Annotated in this window: 21 protein-coding genes; 18 read left to right on the top strand and 3 right to left on the bottom strand. The window is 63.3% G+C overall.

Going from position 1 to position 19,528, the window contains the following annotated elements; genetic code table 11:
* Window positions 1–43 precede the first annotated feature (43 nt).
* Both NKI31_RS28735 and NKI31_RS28730 read right to left on the bottom strand, forming a co-directional pair.
* Window positions 44–709: a uracil-DNA glycosylase gene (locus NKI31_RS28735; protein WP_352653186.1), complete on the bottom strand. Its 666-nt coding sequence runs from the start codon at window positions 707–709 to the stop codon at window positions 44–46.
* A complete protein-coding gene (locus tag NKI31_RS28730; RefSeq protein ID WP_023670234.1) occupies window positions 706–1,287 on the bottom strand; it encodes a LabA-like NYN domain-containing protein in 582 nt (193 codons plus the stop codon). Before NKI31_RS28730 ends, NKI31_RS28735 begins: the two co-directional genes overlap by 4 nt.
* A 332-nt stretch (window positions 1,288–1,619) precedes the next feature.
* Between NKI31_RS28730 and rpoZ the strand changes: the two genes are divergently transcribed.
* The 11 genes from rpoZ to recO all read left to right on the top strand — a co-directional run bounded on the left by rpoZ (window position 1,620) and on the right by recO (window position 11,015).
* Window positions 1,620–2,021, top strand: coding sequence for a DNA-directed RNA polymerase subunit omega (rpoZ, locus tag NKI31_RS28725; RefSeq protein ID WP_352653185.1), 402 nt, complete (start codon window positions 1,620–1,622; stop codon window positions 2,019–2,021).
* A gap of 127 nt (window positions 2,022–2,148) precedes the next feature.
* Complete coding sequence (locus NKI31_RS28720; protein WP_023670236.1) at window positions 2,149–4,380, top strand: RelA/SpoT family protein; 2,232 nt, start codon at window positions 2,149–2,151, stop codon at window positions 4,378–4,380.
* 88 nt (window positions 4,381–4,468) lie between these two features.
* Window positions 4,469–5,047, top strand: coding sequence for an orotate phosphoribosyltransferase (gene pyrE, locus NKI31_RS28715; RefSeq protein ID WP_023754778.1), 579 nt, complete (start codon window positions 4,469–4,471; stop codon window positions 5,045–5,047).
* Between the two features lie 11 nt (window positions 5,048–5,058).
* Entirely contained in the window at window positions 5,059–5,439 is a 381-nt protein-coding gene (locus NKI31_RS28710; RefSeq protein WP_023753083.1) for a VOC family protein, read from the top strand.
* Between the two features lie 264 nt (window positions 5,440–5,703).
* Entirely contained in the window at window positions 5,704–6,288 is a 585-nt protein-coding gene (locus NKI31_RS28705) for a DUF2062 domain-containing protein (RefSeq protein ID WP_352653184.1), read from the top strand.
* Complete coding sequence (acpS, locus tag NKI31_RS28700; RefSeq protein WP_352653183.1) at window positions 6,285–6,698, top strand: holo-ACP synthase; 414 nt, start codon at window positions 6,285–6,287, stop codon at window positions 6,696–6,698. The genes NKI31_RS28705 and acpS overlap by 4 nt, the downstream gene beginning before the upstream one ends.
* A gap of 90 nt (window positions 6,699–6,788) precedes the next feature.
* Window positions 6,789–7,538 (top strand): signal peptidase I, encoded by a 750-nt coding sequence (lepB, locus tag NKI31_RS28695; RefSeq protein ID WP_023670241.1) that lies wholly within the window; start codon window positions 6,789–6,791, stop codon window positions 7,536–7,538.
* Window positions 7,538–8,254, top strand: a complete 717-nt coding sequence (gene rnc, locus NKI31_RS28690; protein ID WP_352653182.1) for a ribonuclease III — start codon at window positions 7,538–7,540, stop codon at window positions 8,252–8,254. Before lepB ends, rnc begins: the two co-directional genes overlap by 1 nt.
* Window positions 8,251–9,183, top strand: a complete 933-nt coding sequence (era, locus tag NKI31_RS28685) for a GTPase Era (protein WP_352653181.1) — start codon at window positions 8,251–8,253, stop codon at window positions 9,181–9,183. The genes rnc and era overlap by 4 nt, the downstream gene beginning before the upstream one ends.
* A gap of 44 nt (window positions 9,184–9,227) precedes the next feature.
* Window positions 9,228–10,121 (top strand): aminoglycoside phosphotransferase family protein, encoded by an 894-nt coding sequence (locus NKI31_RS28680; RefSeq protein WP_352653180.1) that lies wholly within the window; start codon window positions 9,228–9,230, stop codon window positions 10,119–10,121.
* Window positions 10,122–10,223: 102 nt separating this feature from the next.
* Window positions 10,224–11,015: a DNA repair protein RecO gene (recO, locus tag NKI31_RS28675; RefSeq protein ID WP_023692858.1), complete on the top strand. Its 792-nt coding sequence runs from the start codon at window positions 10,224–10,226 to the stop codon at window positions 11,013–11,015.
* A gap of 99 nt (window positions 11,016–11,114) precedes the next feature.
* On the opposite strand, the gene NKI31_RS28670 is transcribed toward recO, so the two are convergent.
* A complete protein-coding gene (locus NKI31_RS28670; RefSeq protein ID WP_023687287.1) occupies window positions 11,115–11,579 on the bottom strand; it encodes an NUDIX hydrolase in 465 nt (154 codons plus the stop codon).
* Window positions 11,580–11,826: 247 nt separating this feature from the next.
* On the opposite strand from NKI31_RS28670, the gene NKI31_RS28665 reads away from it, so the two are divergent.
* From NKI31_RS28665 to NKI31_RS28635, 7 genes are all read left to right on the top strand, one after another.
* Window positions 11,827–14,625, top strand: coding sequence for a DUF2339 domain-containing protein (locus NKI31_RS28665; protein ID WP_352653179.1), 2,799 nt, complete (start codon window positions 11,827–11,829; stop codon window positions 14,623–14,625).
* A gap of 47 nt (window positions 14,626–14,672) precedes the next feature.
* Entirely contained in the window at window positions 14,673–14,915 is a 243-nt protein-coding gene (locus tag NKI31_RS28660; RefSeq protein WP_023670248.1) for a type II toxin-antitoxin system VapB family antitoxin, read from the top strand.
* Window positions 14,915–15,331 carry a type II toxin-antitoxin system VapC family toxin gene (locus NKI31_RS28655; RefSeq protein ID WP_352653178.1) on the top strand — a complete coding sequence of 139 codons (417 nt, stop codon included), beginning with the start codon at window positions 14,915–14,917 and terminating at the stop codon, window positions 15,329–15,331. The genes NKI31_RS28660 and NKI31_RS28655 overlap by 1 nt, the downstream gene beginning before the upstream one ends.
* A gap of 162 nt (window positions 15,332–15,493) precedes the next feature.
* A complete protein-coding gene (locus tag NKI31_RS28650) occupies window positions 15,494–16,012 on the top strand; it encodes an RNA polymerase sigma factor (protein WP_023670250.1) in 519 nt (172 codons plus the stop codon).
* Entirely contained in the window at window positions 16,009–16,800 is a 792-nt protein-coding gene (locus NKI31_RS28645; RefSeq protein ID WP_023670251.1) for an anti-sigma factor family protein, read from the top strand. The genes NKI31_RS28650 and NKI31_RS28645 overlap by 4 nt, the downstream gene beginning before the upstream one ends.
* Before the next feature lie 159 nt (window positions 16,801–16,959).
* Window positions 16,960–18,057 carry a peptidase C39 family protein gene (locus NKI31_RS28640; protein WP_352653177.1) on the top strand — a complete coding sequence of 366 codons (1,098 nt, stop codon included), beginning with the start codon at window positions 16,960–16,962 and terminating at the stop codon, window positions 18,055–18,057.
* 5 nt (window positions 18,058–18,062) lie between these two features.
* Window positions 18,063–19,526 (top strand): RimK family ATP-grasp domain-containing protein, encoded by a 1,464-nt coding sequence (locus NKI31_RS28635; protein WP_023692866.1) that lies wholly within the window; start codon window positions 18,063–18,065, stop codon window positions 19,524–19,526.
* Window positions 19,527–19,528 lie beyond the last annotated feature (2 nt).

The following is a 19,528-nucleotide window of genomic DNA, read 5'->3' as shown; positions in this document are numbered from 1 at the left end:
GGCAAGCCAAGCGCAAGATCGTGCTGGCGGGGTTCTGAAGGCGTTAATTGCGCAGGAAGGCGGCGATGTCGCTGAATACCTTGACAAACATGGGTTCGGTCAAAACACCGGTGTTGGTGTTGTAGCGCGAGCAGTGATAGCTGGAAAACAGCGTAACGCCGCCGGCCGGCAACTGACCGCCGTGCTTGAACGGATAGGTGGCGACGCGCTGGCCCAGCGCCCTGACGGTCGACTGGTGGGCGATCGAGCCCAGCGCCAGCACGGCGCGCAATCTGGGAAAGCGTGCAATCGTCGGCACCAGAAAGCTGCGGCAAGTGGCGATCTCGGCGCCGACCGGCTTGTTCTCCGGCGGCACGCAGCGCACCGCATTGGTGATCGCGGTGCCGATCAGTTCGAGCCCGTCATCCGGCCGCGCCTTGAACTCGCCGCGGGCAAGACCCTGAGCGATCATCGTTGAGTAGAGCAGGTCGCCGGCATAGTCGCCGGTGAACGGTCGCCCGGTGCGGTTGGCGCCGCGCAGGCCGGGCGCCAGCCCGACGATCAGCAGCTCGACGGCGTCCTCGCCACCAGGCGGCAGGAAGGTCGGCACCGGCGCGTTGAACCACGACGGCTCTCGCTGCCGCCAGTCTGCGATGAAATCATGCAGACGTGGGCAGAGGGGGCAGTCGCGGTCGGGTTCGGGAGCGGCGTCCAAGGCCGCCGCCGTCAATAGTCTTCCTCTTCGACTTCGGCCGGCTCGGGCCTGCGCACCGGCCGTTCGGAGGGATCGCGGCCGACCTCGTTCTTCAGCGAGGTCAAATCGATGAAATGGTCGGCCTGGCGGCGCAGATCGTCCGAGATCATCGGTGGTTGCGAGGCCATGGTGGAGACGATCGAGACCTTGCGGCCGCGCCGCTGTAGCGCTTCGACCAGTGTGCGGAAGTCGCCGTCGCCGGAGAAGATGACATAGTGGTCGACAACATCGGCAAGTTCGAGCGCATCGACGGTCAGTTCGATGTCCATATTGCCCTTGATCTTGCGGCGGCCGGTCGAGTCGGTGAACTCCTTGGCCGGCTTGGTCACCACCTTGAAGCCATTATAGTCGAGCCAGTCGATCAGGGGACGGATCGAAGAGTATTCCTGATCCTCGACCAGAGCGGTGTAGTAATAGGCCCGCAGCAAATAGCCGCGCTTCTGGAAGCTGGATAGCAGTTTGCGGTAGTCTATGTCGAAGCCGAGTGCGCGCGAGGTGGCGTAGAGATTGGCGCCGTCTATGAAAAGAGCGATTTTTTCACGGGGGTCGAACATGGCAATATTCCTTTTTCGAAATAGGTGGCGGACTAATCGAAATGGGTCGTTTATATCGCTCGGCTCGTAAATAAACCGGCTGACCTTTCGTCAACCGAGATAGCGCCAGTTTTACGGCAATCCAAGGGTGCCGGGGCGCACTGCAAGCAATTGTGATCGGAGCCGTGTCGTCGCCCGGTAGGCGGGCTTCGCCGGCAAGGCATTCAGCGGCGCCAGAAGCTGGCATTCGCCAGCCCATGGGGCCACAGAGCCATAATGCTTGTATTTTGGCGGCGTTCGGGTTATGGACCGCGCCTGTTTTCCATCAAATCCAGGCATGAAAGGGGCAATCAATGGCCCGCGTAACCGTTGAAGACTGCATCGACAAGGTCGACAACCGCTTCGAGCTCGTGCTGCTTGCCGGCCATCGCGCCCGCCAGATCAGCCAGGGCGCGCCGATCACCGTGCCGCGCGACAACGACAAGAACCCGGTCGTGGCGCTGCGCGAGATCGCCGACGAGACGCTGTCGCCCGACGACCTCAAGGAAGATCTGATCCACTCGCTGCAGAAGCATGTCGAAGTTGACGAGCCCGAGGCCGACGGCGAGGCGATCGCCGACCAGACCGGCAACGCAGTTGCAGCTACCGACGCCGACTACGCGGAAGAAAACGTCACCTTCGATCGCATGACCGAGGAAGACCTTTTGGCCGGCATCGAGGGCCTGGTTCCCCCGGAAAAGAGCGACGACTACTAATCGCTGCCCTGGACCTGCCGGGAATATCGTTCCGGCACTTCCGTCCCGTGTGTTTCGTGGCTATCTATGAGATGCGCCGTACATCAGTGCGGCGCATCAATCATTTCAGCACCGTGAGAACCCGCCCATGATGCGTCAGTATGAGCTTGTCGAGCGCGTTGCGCGCTACAAGCCTGACGTCAATGAGGCGCTGCTCAACAAGGCCTATGTCTACGCCATGCAGAAGCATGGCCACCAGAAGCGCGCTTCCGGCGATCCCTATTTCTCGCATCCGCTCGAAGTCGCCGCCATCCTCACCGAAATGCACATGGATGAGGCGACGATCGCTGTCGCCTTGCTGCACGACACGATCGAGGACACCACCGCGACGAGGGCCGAGATTGACGATCTGTTCGGCCCCGAAATGGGCAAGCTGGTCGAAGGCCTAACCAAGCTGAAGAAGCTCGATCTCGTCTCCAAGAAGGCCGAGCAGGCAGAAAACCTGCGCAAGCTGTTGCTGGCCATCTCGGAGGATGTCCGCGTTCTGCTGGTCAAGCTCGCCGACCGTTTGCACAACATGCGCACCCTCGACCACATGCCCGAGGCCAAGCGCCTGCGCATCGCCGAGGAGACGATGGACATCTACGCGCCGCTGGCCGGGCGCATGGGCATGCAAGGCATGCGTGAGGAGCTGGAAGAGATCGCCTTCCGCTTCATCAATCCGGAAGCCTACCGCGCCGTCACCGCGCGGCTTGCCGAGATATTCGAGCGCAACAAGGGTGTGCTGACCGACATCGAAAAGGCGCTGTCGGCGCTGTTCGAGAAGCATGCCATCAATGCCGGGGTGAAGAGCCGGCAGAAGAAGCCGTGGTCGGTGTTCCGCAAGATGGAGGCCAAGGCGCTGTCCTTCGAGCAGCTCTCGGACATCTTCGGCTTCCGCGTCGTCGTCGACAGCGTCGAAGACTGTTACCGCGCGCTCGGCGCCATTCACACCACATGGTCGATGGTACCTGGCCGCTTCAAGGATTACATTTCTACGCCCAAGCAGAACGACTACCGTTCGATCCACACCACCATTGTCGGCCCATCGCGCCAGCGCGTCGAACTGCAGATCCGCACCCGCGAGATGAACAAGATCGCCGAATATGGCGTCGCCGCCCATTCGATCTACAAGGACACCGGCGGCAAGACGAACGGTGCCGCCCATGCGATCTCGAAGGAGACCAACGCCTATGCCTGGCTGCGGCGCACCATCGAGCAACTGGCAGAAGGCGACAACCCGGAAGACTTCCTCGAAAATACCAAGCTGGAGCTGTTCCAGGACCAGGTATTCTGCTTCACGCCGAAAGGCATGCTGATTGCGCTGCCGCGCGGCGCCACGCCCATCGACTTCGCCTATGCCGTGCACACCGATGTCGGCGACACCTGCGTCGGTGCCAAGGTCAACGGCCGCATCATGCCGCTAATGACGGAACTGAAGAACGGCGACGAGGTCGAGATCATCCGCTCCAAGGCGCAAGTGCCGCCGGCGGCCTGGGAGTCGGTGGTGGTCACCGGCAAGGCGCGTTCAGCCATCCGCCGCGCCACCAAGAACGCCATTCGCAAGCAATATTCAGGTCTTGGTGCCCGCATTCTCGAGCGCGCCTTCGAACGCGCCGGCAAGACCTTCACCAAGGAAAGCCTGAAGCCGGTGCTGCACCGGCTGGCGCGCAAGGACATCGAGGATGTGCTGGCCTCGGTCGGGCGCGGCGAACTCGCCTCGACCGACGTCATGAAGGCCGTCTTCCCAGACTACAAGGACGAGCGCGTCACCGTCAGTGCCCCCAAGCAGCGCGAGGAGGGCTGGTCGAAGATCCGCAACGCCGCCGGCATGCTGTTCCAGATGCCCGGCACCCGAGCCGCGCGCAAGGACAAGGACCAGCCGCGCGATGGCGCGGTGCCGATCCGCGGCGTGCGCGGCGACCTGCCGGTGCGTTTCGCGCCGGAAGGGGCCGTGCCCGGCGACCGCATCGTCGGCATCGTCCAGCCGGGCACCGGCATCACCATCTATCCCATCCAGTCGCCGGCGCTGCAGGCCTTCGACGACCAGCCGGAGCGCTGGATCGACGTGCGCTGGGACATTGACGAGCAGACCAAGGAGCGCTTTCCGGCGCGCGTCTCGGTCACCGCCATCAACGCGCCGGGCTCGCTCGCCGATATCGCCCAGGTCGTTGCCTCCAACGACGCCAACATTCATACGCTGTCGATGGTGCGCACCGCGCCCGACTTCACCGAAATGCTGATCGATCTCGAAGTCTGGGATCTGAAGCACCTCAACCGGCTGCTGTCGCAGCTCAAGGATAATTCGAGCGTCAGCGATGCGCGGCGTGTGAATGGGTGAATAGTGAATAGCGAAGAGTGAATAGTGAAAGAAGGCGCTCTCACTACCATTCACCATTTCACCATTCACCATGGACATGGGGCGAGTTATGAATACCGACGAGGTGCTGGGCATCTTCCGCGAGGCGGGCGCTGTTCTGGAGGGACATTTCATCCTGACGTCGGGTCTGCGCAGCCCGGTCTTCCTGCAGAAGGCGCGCGTCTTCATGCATGCCGACAAGACGGAGCGGCTTTGCAAGGCGCTGGCCGAGAAGATTCAAAAGGCGGTGCCGGGCAAGATCGACTACGTCGTCGGCCCGGCGATCGGCGGCCTGATCCCGGCCTATGAGACGTCGCGCCATCTCGGTGTGCCTGCAATCTGGGTGGAGCGCGAAGGCGGCGAGTTCAGGCTGCGCCGCTTTGAGATCGCTGCCGGCTCGCGCGTCGTCATCGTCGAGGACATCGTCACCACTGGTCTTTCGATCCGCGAAACCATCGACTGCCTGCGCGCGATTGGCGCCGAGGTCGTGGCGGCGGCCTGCATCATCGACCGCTCGGCCGGCAAGACCAATGTCGGCGTGCCGCTGATCGCGCTTGCCGAATACGAGGTCCCGGCCTATCCCGCCGACCGCCTGCCGCCGGAACTTGCCGCCATTCCCGCCGTTAAGCCAGGAAGCCGCAACATCTAGGGGACATCACAATGATCGCCGGCATCGATCATTTCGTGCTGACGGTCCGCTCGGTGGAGGACAGCTGCGCCTTCTACCAGCGGGTGCTTGGCCTGAAGCGCCTCGACGAGCCGGAGCGGCCGACGGCGTTGCTGTTCGGATCGCAGAAGATCAATCTGCATCAGGTGGGCCGCACCTTTGAGCCCAAGGCCAAGGTGCCGATGCCTGGGTCCGGCGATTTCTGCCTGGTCGCCGCAAGGCCGCTTGCCGAGATTTGCGCCCGTCTGGAAGCCAATGGCGTTGCCATCGAAGTCGGTCCGGTCGAGCGCACCGGCGCCCGCGGTAAGATGATGTCGGTCTATTTCCGCGATCCGGACAGCAATTTGGTCGAAGTCAGCGAATATCGGGAATAATCTATCCGCCTCGGCGTCGTCTCGCGCGGGCCTTGCCGTCGTCGGGGAGCTTTCATCGATATTGTCCTCAGTTTCGCCCCAATGGCGCTCTTGTTACAGGCCTGCGGCAGACCATCGCGGCGGCGTTTCATTGTTACGCGGCAAGGCAGTCGCTATATCAAAGTCGTTGTTGCCTTTCTGCGCCCTCGAAGCGCAAGATGGAGCGACCGCGCCCGGCCAAGGATGGTTGCAATTTGGGCGTGATGAACCGGGAACTGGAACAGAGTGCTTTTTCGACGCCGAAAGCCTGATGGCATTCTGGAGCGGGTGCGTACCTACCTGTGGCCGCGCCGCTCGTTTTCGCGCTCGTTGCAATATTTCTCCAAGCGCATCCTGCGGCTGAAGGCGACACCGCATGCAGTGGCGGCCGGCGTCGCGGCCGGCGTTTTCGCCTCCTTCTTTCCGCTCGGCTTCCATTTCGCCGTCGCCGCCGTGCTCTGCTGGGTGGTCGCCGGCAATCTGGTGGCCGCCGCCCTCGGCGCGGTATTCTTCGGCAATCCGCTGACTTTCCCGCTGCTGTGGGGAGCGTCCTGGGAAGTCGGCAAGCTGATCCTGCATGAACGCCTGCCCAAGAACGGACCGCCTGCGCATCTTGGTGAGATGATGCACACGCTGTCGTTTGCAAAGCTGTGGCACCCGGTGCTCGAGCCGATGCTGATCGGCGCAGTGCCGCTCGGCCTGATCTTCGGGCTGATCTTCTACGGCATCACCCGCTGGGGGATGACAGCCTTTCGCGAGCAGCGCAGGAAGCGCATGGCAGAGCGGGCGCATAAGGGCGGGCACCGCGGACGGGAAGTTCCGGCGGAATGATCATCGGCATCGGCAGCGACCTGATCGACATCAGACGCATCGAAAAGTCGCTGGAACGGCATGGTCAGCGCTTCATCCGGCGCATCTACACCGAGGTCGAACAGGCCCGCTCGGAAGGCCGCAAGGGCCGTGCAGCCTCCTATGCCAAGCGCTTCGCCGCCAAGGAGGCCTGCGCCAAGGCGCTTGGCACCGGCCTGGCGCAGGGCGTGTTCTGGCGCGACATGGGGGTCGCCAACCTGCCCAGCGGCGCGCCAACCATGGCGCTGACCGGGGGAGCGGCGGCACGGCTGGCCAAAATCCTGCCACAGGGGCACAGAGCGGCGATCCACCTCACAATCACCGATGATTTCCCGCTTGCTCAAGCCTTTGTGATCATCGAGGCGTTGCCCGCCGAACAAGCGCCACATTGATTGCATCAGACGACCGCTATCTAACGCCGACTTGACGTTGCCCAGCGCGCGCCGAGACTCTATACCATCCAACGCACAATCGAGGACGACATGAGCGTGGCTGAAAAATCCGAGAAGAAATCCGGCGGGCTTGGCGAAATCGTCAGCGTCATCATCCAGGCTTTGCTGCTGGCCATGGTCATCCGCACCTTGCTGTTCCAGCCCTTCTCGATTCCGTCCGGCTCTATGCGGCCGACCTTGCTCGAAGGCGACTATCTGTTCGTCACCAAATGGTCCTATGGCTTCTCGCGTTATTCGCTGCCATTCGGCCCCGACATCTTTTCCGGCCGCATCTGGGGTTCCGATCCGAAGCGCGGCGACGTGGTGGTCTTCAAGTTCCCGCCGGATCCGTCGCTCGACTACATCAAGCGCGTCGTCGGCCTGCCAGGGGACAAGATCCAGATGAAGGACGGCCAATTGTTCATCAACGGCCAGGGCGTGCCTCGTGTGAAAACCGGCCAGATCCAAAATCCTGATATCACGGAAGTGCCTGAGCCGGTCGACGTCTATCGCGAGACCCTGCCCAACGGCGTCAGCTACGACACGCTTGACCTGACACCGAATTCGATCACCGACAACACCCGCGAGTTCGTCGTGCCCCCCGGCAACTATTTCATGATGGGCGACAACCGCGACAATTCCTCCGACAGCCGCCTCAGCGTCGGCTACGTGCCGGCGGAGAACCTTGTCGGCCGCGCTAACATCGTCTTCTTCTCGATCGCCGGGAAGGCGAGCCCGCTCGAGATCTGGAAATGGCCGTCGCTGGTGCGCCTGTCGCGCCTGTTCCATTTCGTGAATTGATGGCTTTGAAGCGCCCGACGGGTGAAACTCTGGCCGATTTGGTGACAGCCAAAACCGGCCATTCCTTCCGGGACGTCCGTTTGCTCGAGACCGCGCTGACGCATTCCAGCGCGGTCAAGGCAAGCAGCAACAACCAGCGCCTCGAATTCCTTGGCGACCGCGTGCTCGGCCTGATCGTTGCCGACCTGCTTTTCGAAAAGTTTCCTGAGGCGCCGGAAGGTGAAATCGCCCCGCGCTTCAATGCCCTGGTCGATGCGCGGACATGCTCCGAGATCGGCATTGAAATGCAGCTCGAAGATCTGGTTCGGGCCGACGCTGCCTTGAAGGCGCGCTCGCGCGGCTCGGGCGGAAACTATCTGGCGGATGCGGTCGAGGCGCTGATCGCGGCGGTCTATATCGACGGCGGCCTCGATGCCGCAAGGCAATTCGTCCTGCGTTACTGGGAGCCGCGCTCGCAAAAGGTGGTGGCCAAGCCGCCCAATCCGAAATCCGACCTGCAGGAATGGATCGCCAAGACCAGCGATGTCAGGCCCGAATACGCGATCGAGAGACGCGAGGGACCTGAACATCAACCGGTTTTCACGGTGTCCGTGAAGGTCGGCGGTTTTGCGCCGGCAAGCGGCACGGGCGGCTCTCGCCGCGCAGCCGAAGAAGCGGCGGCATCGGCGTTTCTTATGCGCGAAGGCATCTGGGCCAACCAAGGGAGTGCGGCATGACTGGCAGCGAAGATCTCCCTCCGGCAACGGAGGCCCCTGCCACACACTCCGGCTTCGTCGCCTTGATCGGCGCCCCCAATGCCGGCAAATCGACGCTGGTCAACCAGCTGGTTGGCGCCAAGGTGTCGATCGTCACCCACAAGGTGCAGACCACCCGCGCCATCGTGCGCGGCATCGCCACGCATGACAACGCGCAGATCGTCTTTGTCGATACGCCCGGCATCTTCAAGCCGAAGCGCCGGCTCGACACCGCGATGGTGACCACCGCCTGGGGTGGCGCCAAGGACGCCGATATCGTGCTGCTGCTGATCGATGCCGAGCGCGGCATCAGGGGTGACGCCGACGCCATCCTCGAGCGGCTGAAGGACGTCCGCCAGCCGATGGTGCTGATCCTCAACAAGGTCGACCGGGTCAAGCACGAGGCGCTGCTGGCCCTGGCTGCGGCAGCAAACGAAAAGGTGCCGTTCAAGCGCACCTTCATGGTCTCGGCGCTGACCGGCTCCGGCTGCAAGGATTTGCTCGACTATCTCGCGCAAGCGCTGCCGGTCGGCCCCTGGTACTATCCGGAAGACCAGATCTCGGACCTGCCGATGCGCCAGCTGGCGGCCGAGATCACCCGCGAGAAGCTGTATCTGCGGCTGCATCAGGAGTTGCCCTATTCCTCGCATATCGAGACCGAGAAATGGGAAGAGAAACCGGACGGCTCGGTGCGCATCGACCAGACCATCTATGTCGAGCGCGACAGCCAGAAGAAGATCGTGCTCGGCCACAAGGGCGAGACGATCCGCGCCATCGGCCAGTCGGCGCGCATGGAAATAGCCGGCATTCTCGAGCAGAAAGTGCACCTGTTCTTGTTCGTCAAAGTGCGTGAAAACTGGGGCGACGACCCCGAGCGCTACCGCGAGATGGGGCTTGAGTTTCCCCATTGAGCTTCATCGTCTGGAAATGCCGCCCGGCAGTTTGAGACGATGACATGCCTGATCCAAAACCGACCATCGATACCGATCTCGTGCGCCGGCTGGTCAACGCGCAGTTTCCGCAATGGCGGCATCTGCCGGTGAGGCCGGTGGCGTTTGGCGGCTGGGACAACCGAACCTTCCACCTCGGCAATGATATGACTGTGCGGCTGCCGAGTGCCGCACCATATGCCTTGCAGGTCGAAAAAGAGCACCGCTGGCTGCCCAGGCTGGCGCCGCTTCTGCCGCTGCCGATCCCGGTTCCACTGGCGACGGGCGAGCCTGGGGAGGACTACCCCTGGCAATGGTCCGTCTACCGCTGGATCGACGGCGAAACAGCCAAGACCGCCGAAATCGCCGATCGCCCACAGTTCGCGGTCGATCTGGCCAAGTTCCTCATTGCGCTCCGGCGGATCGATCCGGCGGGCGGGCCGCCCCCGGGCCAGCACAATTTCTTCCGCGGCGGATCGCTGAGCGTGTATGACAACCAGACAAGGGAAGCACTCCAGGCGCTGGAGGGGCAGATCGACACCCAGGCGGCCACCGCTGTCTGGGATGCGGCCCTTGCCGCCACCTGGCAAGGGTCGCCCGTCTGGTTTCACGGCGACGTCGCCTGGGGCAACCTTCTGGTCCAAAACGGCCGCCTGAGCGCCGTCATCGGCTTCGGCACCTCCGGCATCGGCGATCCATCCTGCGACCTGGCGATCGCCTGGACATTCTTCCAGGGCGAGAGCCGGGAGGCATTCCGGGCTGCCATCGACGTCGATGAAGCGACCTGGGCGCGCGGCCGCGGCTGGACGCTGTGGAAGGCGCTGATCACGGTTGCCGGACACGACGCCAACCAAGCCGAAGCCGAGCGATCGCGCCGCGTCATCGACGACGTCCTGGCCGATCACCGGGAATTCGCGTGATCAGAGCCTTTCGACGATGTGTGGGGATCCAATGTCAGCACAGATCGCACGCGGCGCGCCAAAATCTTGATTTCGCCACGCAACCGGTGACAAGCTCCTGCCATGGAATGGCGCGACGAGGGAATCATACTCGGCACCCGCAAGCATGGCGAAACCAGCGCCATTCTCGAGGTAATGACGCGTGCGCATGGCCGCCATCTCGGCCTGGTGCGCGGCGGCCGATCGCGCAAGCAGCAGCCGGTGCTGCAGCCCGGCAACCGCGTCGACCTTTTGTGGCGGGCACGCCTAGACGAGCATCTCGGCACCTTCCAGGCCGAGGCGATCGAGATGAACGCCGCCCGGTTGATGGACAGCGCTGTCGCCGTGTACGGCCTGCAGACCATGGCCGCGCATCTCAGGCTCCTGCCGGAGCGCGACGCCCATGGCGGCCTGTATGAGACGCTTGCAGTAATGATCGCCCATCTCGACGATTCCGATGCCGCCGGCGAACTGGTGGCGCGCTTCGAACTGCTCATCCTCGACGAACTCGGCTTCGGCCTCGATCTCAGCCAATGCGCGGCGACCGGCGCCAGGCAGGATCTGGCCTATGTCTCGCCGAAATCCGGCCGTGCGGTGTCGCGAGCCGCCGGTGCGCCGTGGCGCGACAAGATGCTGGCGCTGCCGGCCTTCCTGCAGCGCGGCTCCGGCTTGCGGGCGGACCACGCGGCACTCGAGGACGCCTTCCATCTGACCGGTTTCTTTTTCACCCGCCATGTCTACGAGCCGCGCGGCATTGAACAGCCCGATGCCCGTGCCGGCTTCCTCGCCGCCTTGCGCAAGCATCATTCGGGCGGCAATGCCGCCACTACGGCAGACGCTGCGCCAGAAAGGGGAGGGAGACTCGGTGGGTGCTGACCTCCGCAACCGTCCAGGTTCACAGCAAAAGCTGCATGCGGCAGCATTCCTCCCCCTTGTGGGGAGGGTTAGGGTGGGGGTACTCGTAGGGCAAGAGCCTCAGCCGGCCTTGCGATGCTCCATGAAATCATCGAGGATGGCGCGCTGACCGCCGAGGATCTTGAGGCTGGCCTCCGCGAAGGAAAACCAGCCGGCCCTGTCGATTTCGGGAAATTCCCTCGTCACGCCTGACCTGGGCGGCCATTCCATCGTGAACATGTTGCTTTTAACGGCATCGGGATCGAAATCGGCTTCGACACTCCAGGCGATGACGATCTTGCCGCCGGCTTGCCGATAGCTGCCGACAGGCTCGAAATCACCCTCGATGCTGACTCCGAGTTCTTCCCCGGCCTCGCGCCGGGCGGCGGCCAACTCATCTTCATTGTCCTCGACGAGGCCCTTGGGGATCGACCAAGCGCCTTCATCCTTCCTTGCCCAGAACGGGCCGCCGGGATGGACGAGCAGAAATTCGAGAATGCCGGCCCTTGTCCGGTGGATCAGCAGCCCTGCACTTCGTTTCGGCATTCGATTTCCTCGTAGTTCATCCGAGGATAGCATGGCTCCTGGGCAAGTGGCGGCGGCATGCCATTCCTGGCTATCTCAGATGATGGGTGAGGATAAAGACCGTAGGCCGCTGGAATTTGCCGACGAAACATGCTCGATAACTTCTTTTCGGCCACCATTGCGGTGGCGTGACTTGAATAGCCGTCTGGGGTGGCCGTGTGGCCGCCGCAATTGTCAGTGAAAACTGGCCTGGTTTGGGGGAACCGCCATGTTTGAAAGCCTGATTGGCGCCGTCGTCGTTATCGTGCTTTTTGTCCTCGTCTTGCGCCAGCAGGGCCGCGTCAGTCTGATCGAGCGCGAGCTCGGAGCGCTGCGCAGCCTGGTTCTGTCCGGCGTGCATGCGACACCGCCCGTTGCCAAACCGGCCGAGCAGGCTGCAAGCGCACCGGCGGATGCCGCTCACGCTAGCGCACCAGTTGCCGACATAGCTTCGCCAACAACAGCAGACGCGGCACATGCCCAGGCACCGGCCGCCGAAGCCGATGCGGCCACCAGCGAGGCCGTGCCAGAACTGTCAGCCGCGGCCAAGGCGGCATTCACCGGATCCGCGCCTGCCGCCACGGCGAAGGCAGCCCGCCAGTCCGAGGTCGAAACGGCGCTCGGCACCCGTTGGGCGGTCTGGGTCGGCGGCGTCGCATTGGCTTTGGGCGGCCTGTTCCTGATCCGCTACACCATCGAGGCCGGCATTTTCGGCCCCGAAGTGCGGCTGTCCCTGGCGGCGCTGCTCGGCCTGGTGCTGATCGGCGGCGGCGAGTTCATCCGCCGCACCGGCTTCAAGGTGCCGGTGCAAGGGGCTGCAGGCGCCTATATTCCGGCGATCCTGACGGCTGCCGGCGCCTTCATTCTGTTCGGTACGGTCTATGCCGCGCACGCCATTTACGGTTTCGTCGGCCCGGCCTTCGCTTTCACCGTGCTCGGCGCCATCGGCGTAGCGACCATTGTCGCCGCTCTCGTCCACGGTCAGGCCCTGGCCGGCATCGGCCTTGTCGGCTCGATGGCGACGCCGGCGCTTGTGTCCTCGCAGGCGCCCAACCCATGGGCGCTGTTCGTCTACCTGGCGATCGTGCTTGCCGCCACAGCCGTGATCGCCCGCATTCGCGACTGGAAATTCCTGATTGCGGCCGCCTTCTTCGGCACCGGCGCCTGGACCATCGCCTACATGATGAGTACGCTCGTCGCCGACCTTGCCGTCATCCGGTTCGCCGACCTTGCCGTCGTCCTGTTCATCGACGCGGTGACGCTGGCGGTGCTTGCCTTTGTCTGGCTGGGCAGTCGTGGCGGCGAAGCGGAACCTGCAAAGGCGGGCTTCGACTGGCCCTCGATCGTGCCTGGCGTTTTCGTTGCGTTTTCAGCGCTAGGCCTGTCCGTCGACACGACGCTGGTCGCCGCCGGTGGCGCCTTGCCGGGCGCCTTCGTCCTCGTCGCCCTTGTCGCCACCGCACTCTACCGGCCGCGCGCGCTGCCGCTGCTGCATGCCGCCGGCGTGGTGAGCGTGATGATCCATCTCGGCATCATTCCGCCCACCACCATCGGCTCCGACATAACCCAGGGGAATATCGGCTTTGACGGCATGCCGGTGGCGGCCGGAAATCCGTTGACGCTGCGCATCGGCATTGGCCTCGGCCTGGTCTTCATCGGCGCCGGCTTCTGGGCCGCACGCCGCTTCGCCGCCTCAGCACGGGTCCGCGCGGCATGCTGGGCGGCATGGGGCGTCGCTGCGCCGCTGCTTATTCTGCTGACGCTGTGGCTTGCCTACGGCAATCTCGACCGCGACCTTGTCTACGCAGCGATAGCTGCCCTTCTGGTTGTTGTCTTCGCTGCCGGTGGCGAATGGATCGCGCGCGCCGAACAGCCGCCGCTCAAGGGCGACATCGCCGTCTCCTTCGCGCTTTGCGGCTCGGCTCTGGCCGGCCTGCTGATGCTGCACATGGCCTTCGGATCCGGCTGGACGACCATTCTTGCCGGCGTTGCCGCCATCGTGCCGGCGCTGGCGACGCGGTGGCGCAGCTATCCGGTGCTTGGCTGGATTTCGGTCGGCGCGGTCGTTGCCGTGCTGGGCCGCGTCGCCTTCGATCCGACCATCGTCGGCGCCGAGTTCCTGACGACGACGCCGGTGTTCAACTGGCTGCTGCCGGGATACGGCGTACCGGCGCTGGCCTTCGGCTTTGCCGCCTGGCAACTCGCGCGTACCACCCCCGCGCTACCAACAACTGGCAATGGCCGGCCGCGCCTTGCGATGGAGGCGGGTGCAGCCCTGTTTGCGCTGCTCACCGTCGCCATGCTGGTGCGCCACGCCATGCATGGCGGCGTCATCGACACCGGCCCGGTGACGCTCGCCGAACAGGCGATCTATACGCTGATCGCCATCGGCGCCGGCGCGATACTGGTGGCCATCGACATGCGCTCGCCAAGCTCTGTGCTGCGCTACGGCTCGATGGCTGCCGGCGTGCTCTCGGTCGCCTTCATCGTCCTCCAGCATTTCCTGGTGCTCAATCCGCTGTTCACCGACGAATCGACCGGCCAGATCCCGGTGTTCAACCTCTTGTTCCTGGCTTATCTCCTGCCGGCCATCGCTGTCGGCGGGCTGGCGCTCTATGCCAGGGACAAGCGGCCGCCATGGTATGCGCAGATGCTGGCGGTGGTGGCGGCATTGCTTGTCTTCGCCTACGCCACACTGTCGGTCAGGCGCGTGTTCAAGGGCGAGTTCATCGGCCTGTGGAGCGGCCTCGGCCAGCTCGAGACCTACACCTATTCGGCGCTCTGGCTGGTCATTGGCGTCGTGCTGCTCACCGCCGGCGTCTGGCTGAAGTCGCAGGTGCTGCGCATTGCGTCGGCGGCGCTGATCGCGATCGCCGTGGTAAAAGTCTTCCTATTCGACATGTCGGAACTGGAAGGCGTGCTCAGGGCGCTGTCCTTCATCGGTCTTGGCGCCGTGCTGATCGGCATCGGCCTGTTCTACCAGCGGCTGCTGACGCGGGCGGCGAGGGAGGCCAACGCTGCAACTTGAAGTGATATACGAGATGGAATATATGAATATCCAACGGAGGATATTCGATGCCGCTCTATATCCGCGACGACGAAGTGGATGCGCTGGCCAGCAGATTGCAACGCGAGACGAACGCTCCGAGCAAAACGGAGGCGGTGCGGGTCGCGCTCGTGCACGAACTTGAGCGCAATCGGGCGAAGGTGCCGCTGCGCGATCGGATCGCCAGTCTTCAGGACAGGGCCAGGAAGCTTGGCCTGCCCAATCCCGATTTCGATATGAAGAAGTTCACCGACGAGATGTGGGAAGACTGATGTTTGTCGACGCGTCGGTGATCGTCGCCATTCTCAACCAGGAACCTGGGTGGGAGGAATTGCTGAAGCAGCTATCCGGTTTTTCCGGGCAGGTCTGGGTTTCTCCGTTGGTTCACTTCGAAGCAACACAGGCATTGGCAAGGGCCGGCGCCGGCCCGCGCAGACCCAGCGCTGAAGCCCTTCTCCATGCCCGCGATCTGATCGATGAGTTCATTGTGGAGATCATGGGAGAGAGTCTGACCATTGACGACAACATCAGCTCTCGGGCCATTGACGCGAGTGCCGGTTACGGCAAAGCCGTTGGCCACAAGGCGGATCTGAATCTCGGGGACTGTTTTGCTTACGCCTGCGCGAAAAGCCGCGATCTTCCACTGCTATACAAAGGCCATGATTTCGCACAGACCGATTTAGGATAATTCGGCCCTTTTGTTGATTGCGGGGAATAATTTAGCCGATCAACTCGTTATCTCACTGCTTGGGTGACCGGGGCGGCAGACCGCTTCGCGCTGGCCGCTTGCGCCGCGCCGGGAAGGCGCGTTCAATCGGGTTAAACAAGGGCGACCTCAGAACCAGCGGTCATGGACGAAAAGAAGGCAGCAATCCTTGGCGAAATACCGCGCTTGCGCCGCTACGCACGCTCGCTTCTGCGCGACCGCGAATCCGCTGACGATCTCGTCCAGGATTGCCTCGAACGAGCGCTCTTGCGGCTTGAAAGCTGGCAGACGGGAGAAAGCCCCCGGAGGTGGCTGTTTACAATCATGCATCATTTGTTCATCGATCAGATGCGCAAGGTGAACCGGCGCGGTGAGGCGGCGATCCTGCCGCTCGACGCAAACGAGGCGCAGGCAGTCCCCGCCGAGCAGGCGGAGAACGCCGCGTCGCGCGAGATCATCGACGCATTGCAGGCGATCAGCCCCGACCGCCGCGCCGCCCTCGTCATGGTCGCCATCGAAGGGTTTTCCTATGCCGAAGCCGCCAACATTCTCGGCGTGCCCGCCGGCACGCTGATGTCGCGCATAGCGCGCGGACGCGAGGAGCTGCGCAGCCTGCTCGATGACACGGCGCGCCGCCGCTCGATAAGGATCGTCGAGAAATGACCCGCCGCGATTTTTCCGAACGCGATATCCACATGGCTCTCGACGGCGAGCTGCCGGGCGACGAGCGCGCCGCCTACGACGCCTGGATCGACGCCAATCCCGAAATGAAGGCCAAAAGCGCCCGCTACACCGCCGACCGCGCCGCGTTGCGCGCCGCCTTTGCCGGTGTACTCGACGAGCCCGTGCCGGTGCTGTTCAAGCAGATCGTTAGCGGTGAAGGCGCGACCAAGGCGGCGGCGCGGCAGTCGCGCTGGTGGCTTGCGGCCGCGGCGGCCGCAGTGCTCGTCATCGGCGGTCTTGGCGGCTATTTTGCCGGCATCGACGGCATCGGCAGGGAAGATGGCGCCGATGACCAACTGGCCGAAGAGGCTATCGCCGCCCATGTCATCTATGCCGCCGAACAGCGCCATGCGGTGGAAGTGCCGGCAAGCGACAAGGATCACCTGCAGACCTGGCTGTCCAACCGCGTCGGCCTGAAACTGGTGGCGCCGGATCTGGTGGCGGAAGGCTTCCAGCTGGTTGGCGGCCGGCTGCTGCCCGCCGGCCAGGGCAAGGCAGCGATGCTGCTTTACGAGGACGCCAAGGGTCAGCGCATCTCCTTGTTCGTTACCGCTGATTCCTCAGCCAAGTCCAAGGGCACCTACATGGCCGAGGCCGACGGCCCCGAGGCGGTCTACTGGCTGGACAAGGGCTATGCCTGCGCCGTCGTCGGCTCGCTGCCGCGCGAGCAACTGGCTGCGGTCGCCAAGCGGGCCTACGGTCAGCTTCTGGCTGGTATCGCCAGTTAAGCGCATTCCGTTTCGGGAATGCGCCGGGGTAGAAAGTGTCACAATTCGGCCCTATTCGAAGTGCGATAGCGCTTGATGGATATCGGCGTTTCGGCTGATGTTTGCGACGTTTTTGACTGCGGTCTTTTCCTCCACCCAATCGAGGTTTTCCAAACCCGCATGCCTGCCGAGATTCGCAAGGCCCGCGCGTCCGACGTCGATGACCTCGCCGCCATCGAGAAGGCGGTCTTTTCCAGTGACCGCATTTCCCGGCGCTCCTTCCGCCTGTTGATCGAACGCGAGACAGCCGAGATGCTGGTCGCCGAAAGCGATGGTCGTGTCGCCGGCTACGCCATCGTGCTGTTTCGCAAGGGCAGCGGCGTCGCCCGGCTCTATTCGCTTGCCACCAGCCCGTTTTTCAGCGGCCGCGGCATTGGCCGCATGCTGCTTGCAGCGGCCGAAGAAGCTGCCTTCGAGCACGACCGCATGATGTTGCGTCTCGAAGTGCGCGAGGACAATCTTCGCGCCATTGGCATCTATGAGCAGAGCGGCTACCGCAAGATCGGTCGCGAGCCTCACTATTACGAGGATGGCGCCACCGCGCTGCGCTACGAAAAGACCTTGCGCGGCGATATTCCGGTCGCCACCAAAGTCCCATTCTACCAGCAGACCTGCGAGTTCACCTGCGGTCCATGCTGCCTGATGATGGCGATGGCCAATTTCGATTCCGGCTTCGTGCCCGATCCGGTCATGGAAATCCGCCTATGGCGCGAGGCAACGACCGTGTTCATGATGTCCGGCCCAGGCGGCTGCGAGCCCTTCGGCCTTGCGGTTTCCGGCTACGAAAGCGGGCTTGCGGCGAAAATCTTCGTGTCCTTCTATGGCGCGCTGTTCTTGCAATCGGTGCGCAGCGACGACAAGCGCCGGGTGATGGAACTTGCCCAGGTGGACTTTCGCCGCCGCGCGGAACTTTACGGCATCCCGGTGAATTACCGTCCATTCACCATCGACGATATCCGCGGCGCCCTGGCTCAGGGAAAACTGGTGCTTGTGCTGATCAGCGGCTTCCTGATGTTCGGCAAGAAGGTGCCGCATTGGGTGCTGGCTATCGGCGACGATGGCGACCACATCCTGATCCACGATCCCTGGGTCGAGGACGAAAGACAGGAGACCATCCTCGATGCCGCCAACATTCCCGTGCCGCACGGCATCTTCATGAACATGGCGCAATTCGGCCGCGACGGACTGCGTGCTGCCATCACTCTTGGGAAACGCTGATAACAATGACCTGGGTCATCCTCACCGGCCGTCAGAACGATCTCGACCCGGCGGCGACGCCGCACAAGATCATCACCAACCGTGACTATCTTGCGCATCCGGCGCTGTTTCGCGGCCAGCAGCCGAAGGTCATCAACCTGTCGAACAATTACGCCTACCAGAGCCGCGGCTATTATGCCTCTCTGCTCGCCGGTTCGCGCGGCCACAAGGTCATCCCGACGGTCGAGACGATGATCGACCTGTCCGAGCGCAAGCTCTACGAGCACGCGCTGCCGGAACTGGAGCTGGCGCTCAACAAATGCCGCAAGGATCTCGGAGGCGTTTTCCCGCAAAAAATCTGCATCTTCTTCGGCATCGGACCGTCGAAGGTCTGGGACCGCTTCGCCAAGCTGTTGTTCGACTGGTTCCGCGCTCCGGCGCTTGAGGTTCACATCAAGGACAGCGCCGAATGGGCCTCGATCCGCAAGATCGGCTTCCTGCCGCTGGCCAGGATGGCCGAGGAGGAAGAAGCCCTCTTCGTGCAGGCGCTCGAGACATACACCAACCGCGAGTGGCGCGACACCAAGGGCCGCACGCCGGCACGCTACACCTTCGCCACGCTGGTCGATCCGCATGAAGAACTGCCGCCGTCGGAGATTTCCTCGCTGCGTTACTGGGCCAAGATCGCCGAAAAGATGGGCGTCGAAATCGAGCCGATCACCAGGAAGGACCTGGCCAAGCTCGCCAATTACGACGCGCTGTTCATCCGCGAGACCACCTCGATCTCAAACCACACCTACCGCTTCGCGCGCCGCGCCCAGCAGGAAGGCATGCCGGTGATCGACGACCCGCTGTCGATGATCCGCTGCACCAACAAGGTCTATCTCAACGAACTGATGGCCTACAACAAGGTGCCGGTGCCGCCGACGGTGATGATAGCCGGCACCTCGGACCTCGAACTGGCGGCGCAGACGCTGGGCTTTCCGCTGGTGCTGAAGATCCCGGATTCATCGTTCTCGCGCGGCGTCAAGAAATGCGGCAACTTCGAAGAACTGAAGACGCTCGCCACCGAGTGGCTGGAGGATTCCGATCTTCTGATCGCGCAGAAATTCATCCCGACCGAATATGACTGGCGCGTCGGCGTGCTCGGCGGGCAGCCGCTGTTTGCCGTGCATTATCTGATGGCGAAAAAACACTGGCAGATCGTCAACCACAAGGCCAGCGGCAAGCCCGACCAGGGCGGCATCAAGACCTTCACGCTGAAAGAGACGCCGCCGCATGTCGTCGACACCGCGGTGAAGGCGGCGCGGTGCATCGGCGACGGGCTTTACGGCGTCGATCTCAAGGAAACCAAGGATGGCGTCTTCGTCATCGAGGTCAACGACAACCCGAACCTCGACCATGGCTGGGAGGATTCCGGCGAAAAGGACGAAGTCTGGGTGCGGCTGACGCAATGGTTCCTGGAGCGGCTGGACCGTCCCGGGCGTTAGTT

Origin of the sequence: Mesorhizobium sp. M0659 (genome assembly GCF_040320605.1) — a bacterium.
In the GTDB taxonomy this organism is placed as follows: Bacteria; Pseudomonadota; Alphaproteobacteria; order Rhizobiales; family Rhizobiaceae; genus Mesorhizobium.
The sequence above is the reverse complement of the archived record's forward strand: the minus strand, read 5'-3'. Positions and strand labels throughout refer to the sequence as shown.

Coding starts and splice junctions, on each gene's coding strand:
- NKI31_RS28730 (WP_023670234.1), bottom strand. CDS start 1,287: ATGTTCGACCCCCGTGAAAAAATCGCTCTTTTCATAGACGGCGCCAAT.
- rpoZ (WP_352653185.1), top strand. CDS start 1,620: ATGGCCCGCGTAACCGTTGAAGACTGCATCGACAAGGTCGACAACCGC.
- NKI31_RS28720 (WP_023670236.1), top strand. CDS start 2,149: ATGATGCGTCAGTATGAGCTTGTCGAGCGCGTTGCGCGCTACAAGCCT.
- pyrE (WP_023754778.1), top strand. CDS start 4,469: ATGAATACCGACGAGGTGCTGGGCATCTTCCGCGAGGCGGGCGCTGTT.
- NKI31_RS28710 (WP_023753083.1), top strand. CDS start 5,059: ATGATCGCCGGCATCGATCATTTCGTGCTGACGGTCCGCTCGGTGGAG.
- acpS (WP_352653183.1), top strand. CDS start 6,285: ATGATCATCGGCATCGGCAGCGACCTGATCGACATCAGACGCATCGAA.
- lepB (WP_023670241.1), top strand. CDS start 6,789: ATGAGCGTGGCTGAAAAATCCGAGAAGAAATCCGGCGGGCTTGGCGAA.
- rnc (WP_352653182.1), top strand. CDS start 7,538: ATGGCTTTGAAGCGCCCGACGGGTGAAACTCTGGCCGATTTGGTGACA.
- era (WP_352653181.1), top strand. CDS start 8,251: ATGACTGGCAGCGAAGATCTCCCTCCGGCAACGGAGGCCCCTGCCACA.
- NKI31_RS28680 (WP_352653180.1), top strand. CDS start 9,228: ATGCCTGATCCAAAACCGACCATCGATACCGATCTCGTGCGCCGGCTG.
- recO (WP_023692858.1), top strand. CDS start 10,224: ATGGAATGGCGCGACGAGGGAATCATACTCGGCACCCGCAAGCATGGC.
- NKI31_RS28670 (WP_023687287.1), bottom strand. CDS start 11,579: ATGCCGAAACGAAGTGCAGGGCTGCTGATCCACCGGACAAGGGCCGGC.
- NKI31_RS28665 (WP_352653179.1), top strand. CDS start 11,827: ATGTTTGAAAGCCTGATTGGCGCCGTCGTCGTTATCGTGCTTTTTGTC.
- NKI31_RS28660 (WP_023670248.1), top strand. CDS start 14,673: ATGCCGCTCTATATCCGCGACGACGAAGTGGATGCGCTGGCCAGCAGA.
- NKI31_RS28655 (WP_352653178.1), top strand. CDS start 14,915: ATGTTTGTCGACGCGTCGGTGATCGTCGCCATTCTCAACCAGGAACCT.
- NKI31_RS28650 (WP_023670250.1), top strand. CDS start 15,494: ATGGACGAAAAGAAGGCAGCAATCCTTGGCGAAATACCGCGCTTGCGC.
- NKI31_RS28645 (WP_023670251.1), top strand. CDS start 16,009: ATGACCCGCCGCGATTTTTCCGAACGCGATATCCACATGGCTCTCGAC.
- NKI31_RS28640 (WP_352653177.1), top strand. CDS start 16,960: ATGCCTGCCGAGATTCGCAAGGCCCGCGCGTCCGACGTCGATGACCTC.
- NKI31_RS28635 (WP_023692866.1), top strand. CDS start 18,063: ATGACCTGGGTCATCCTCACCGGCCGTCAGAACGATCTCGACCCGGCG.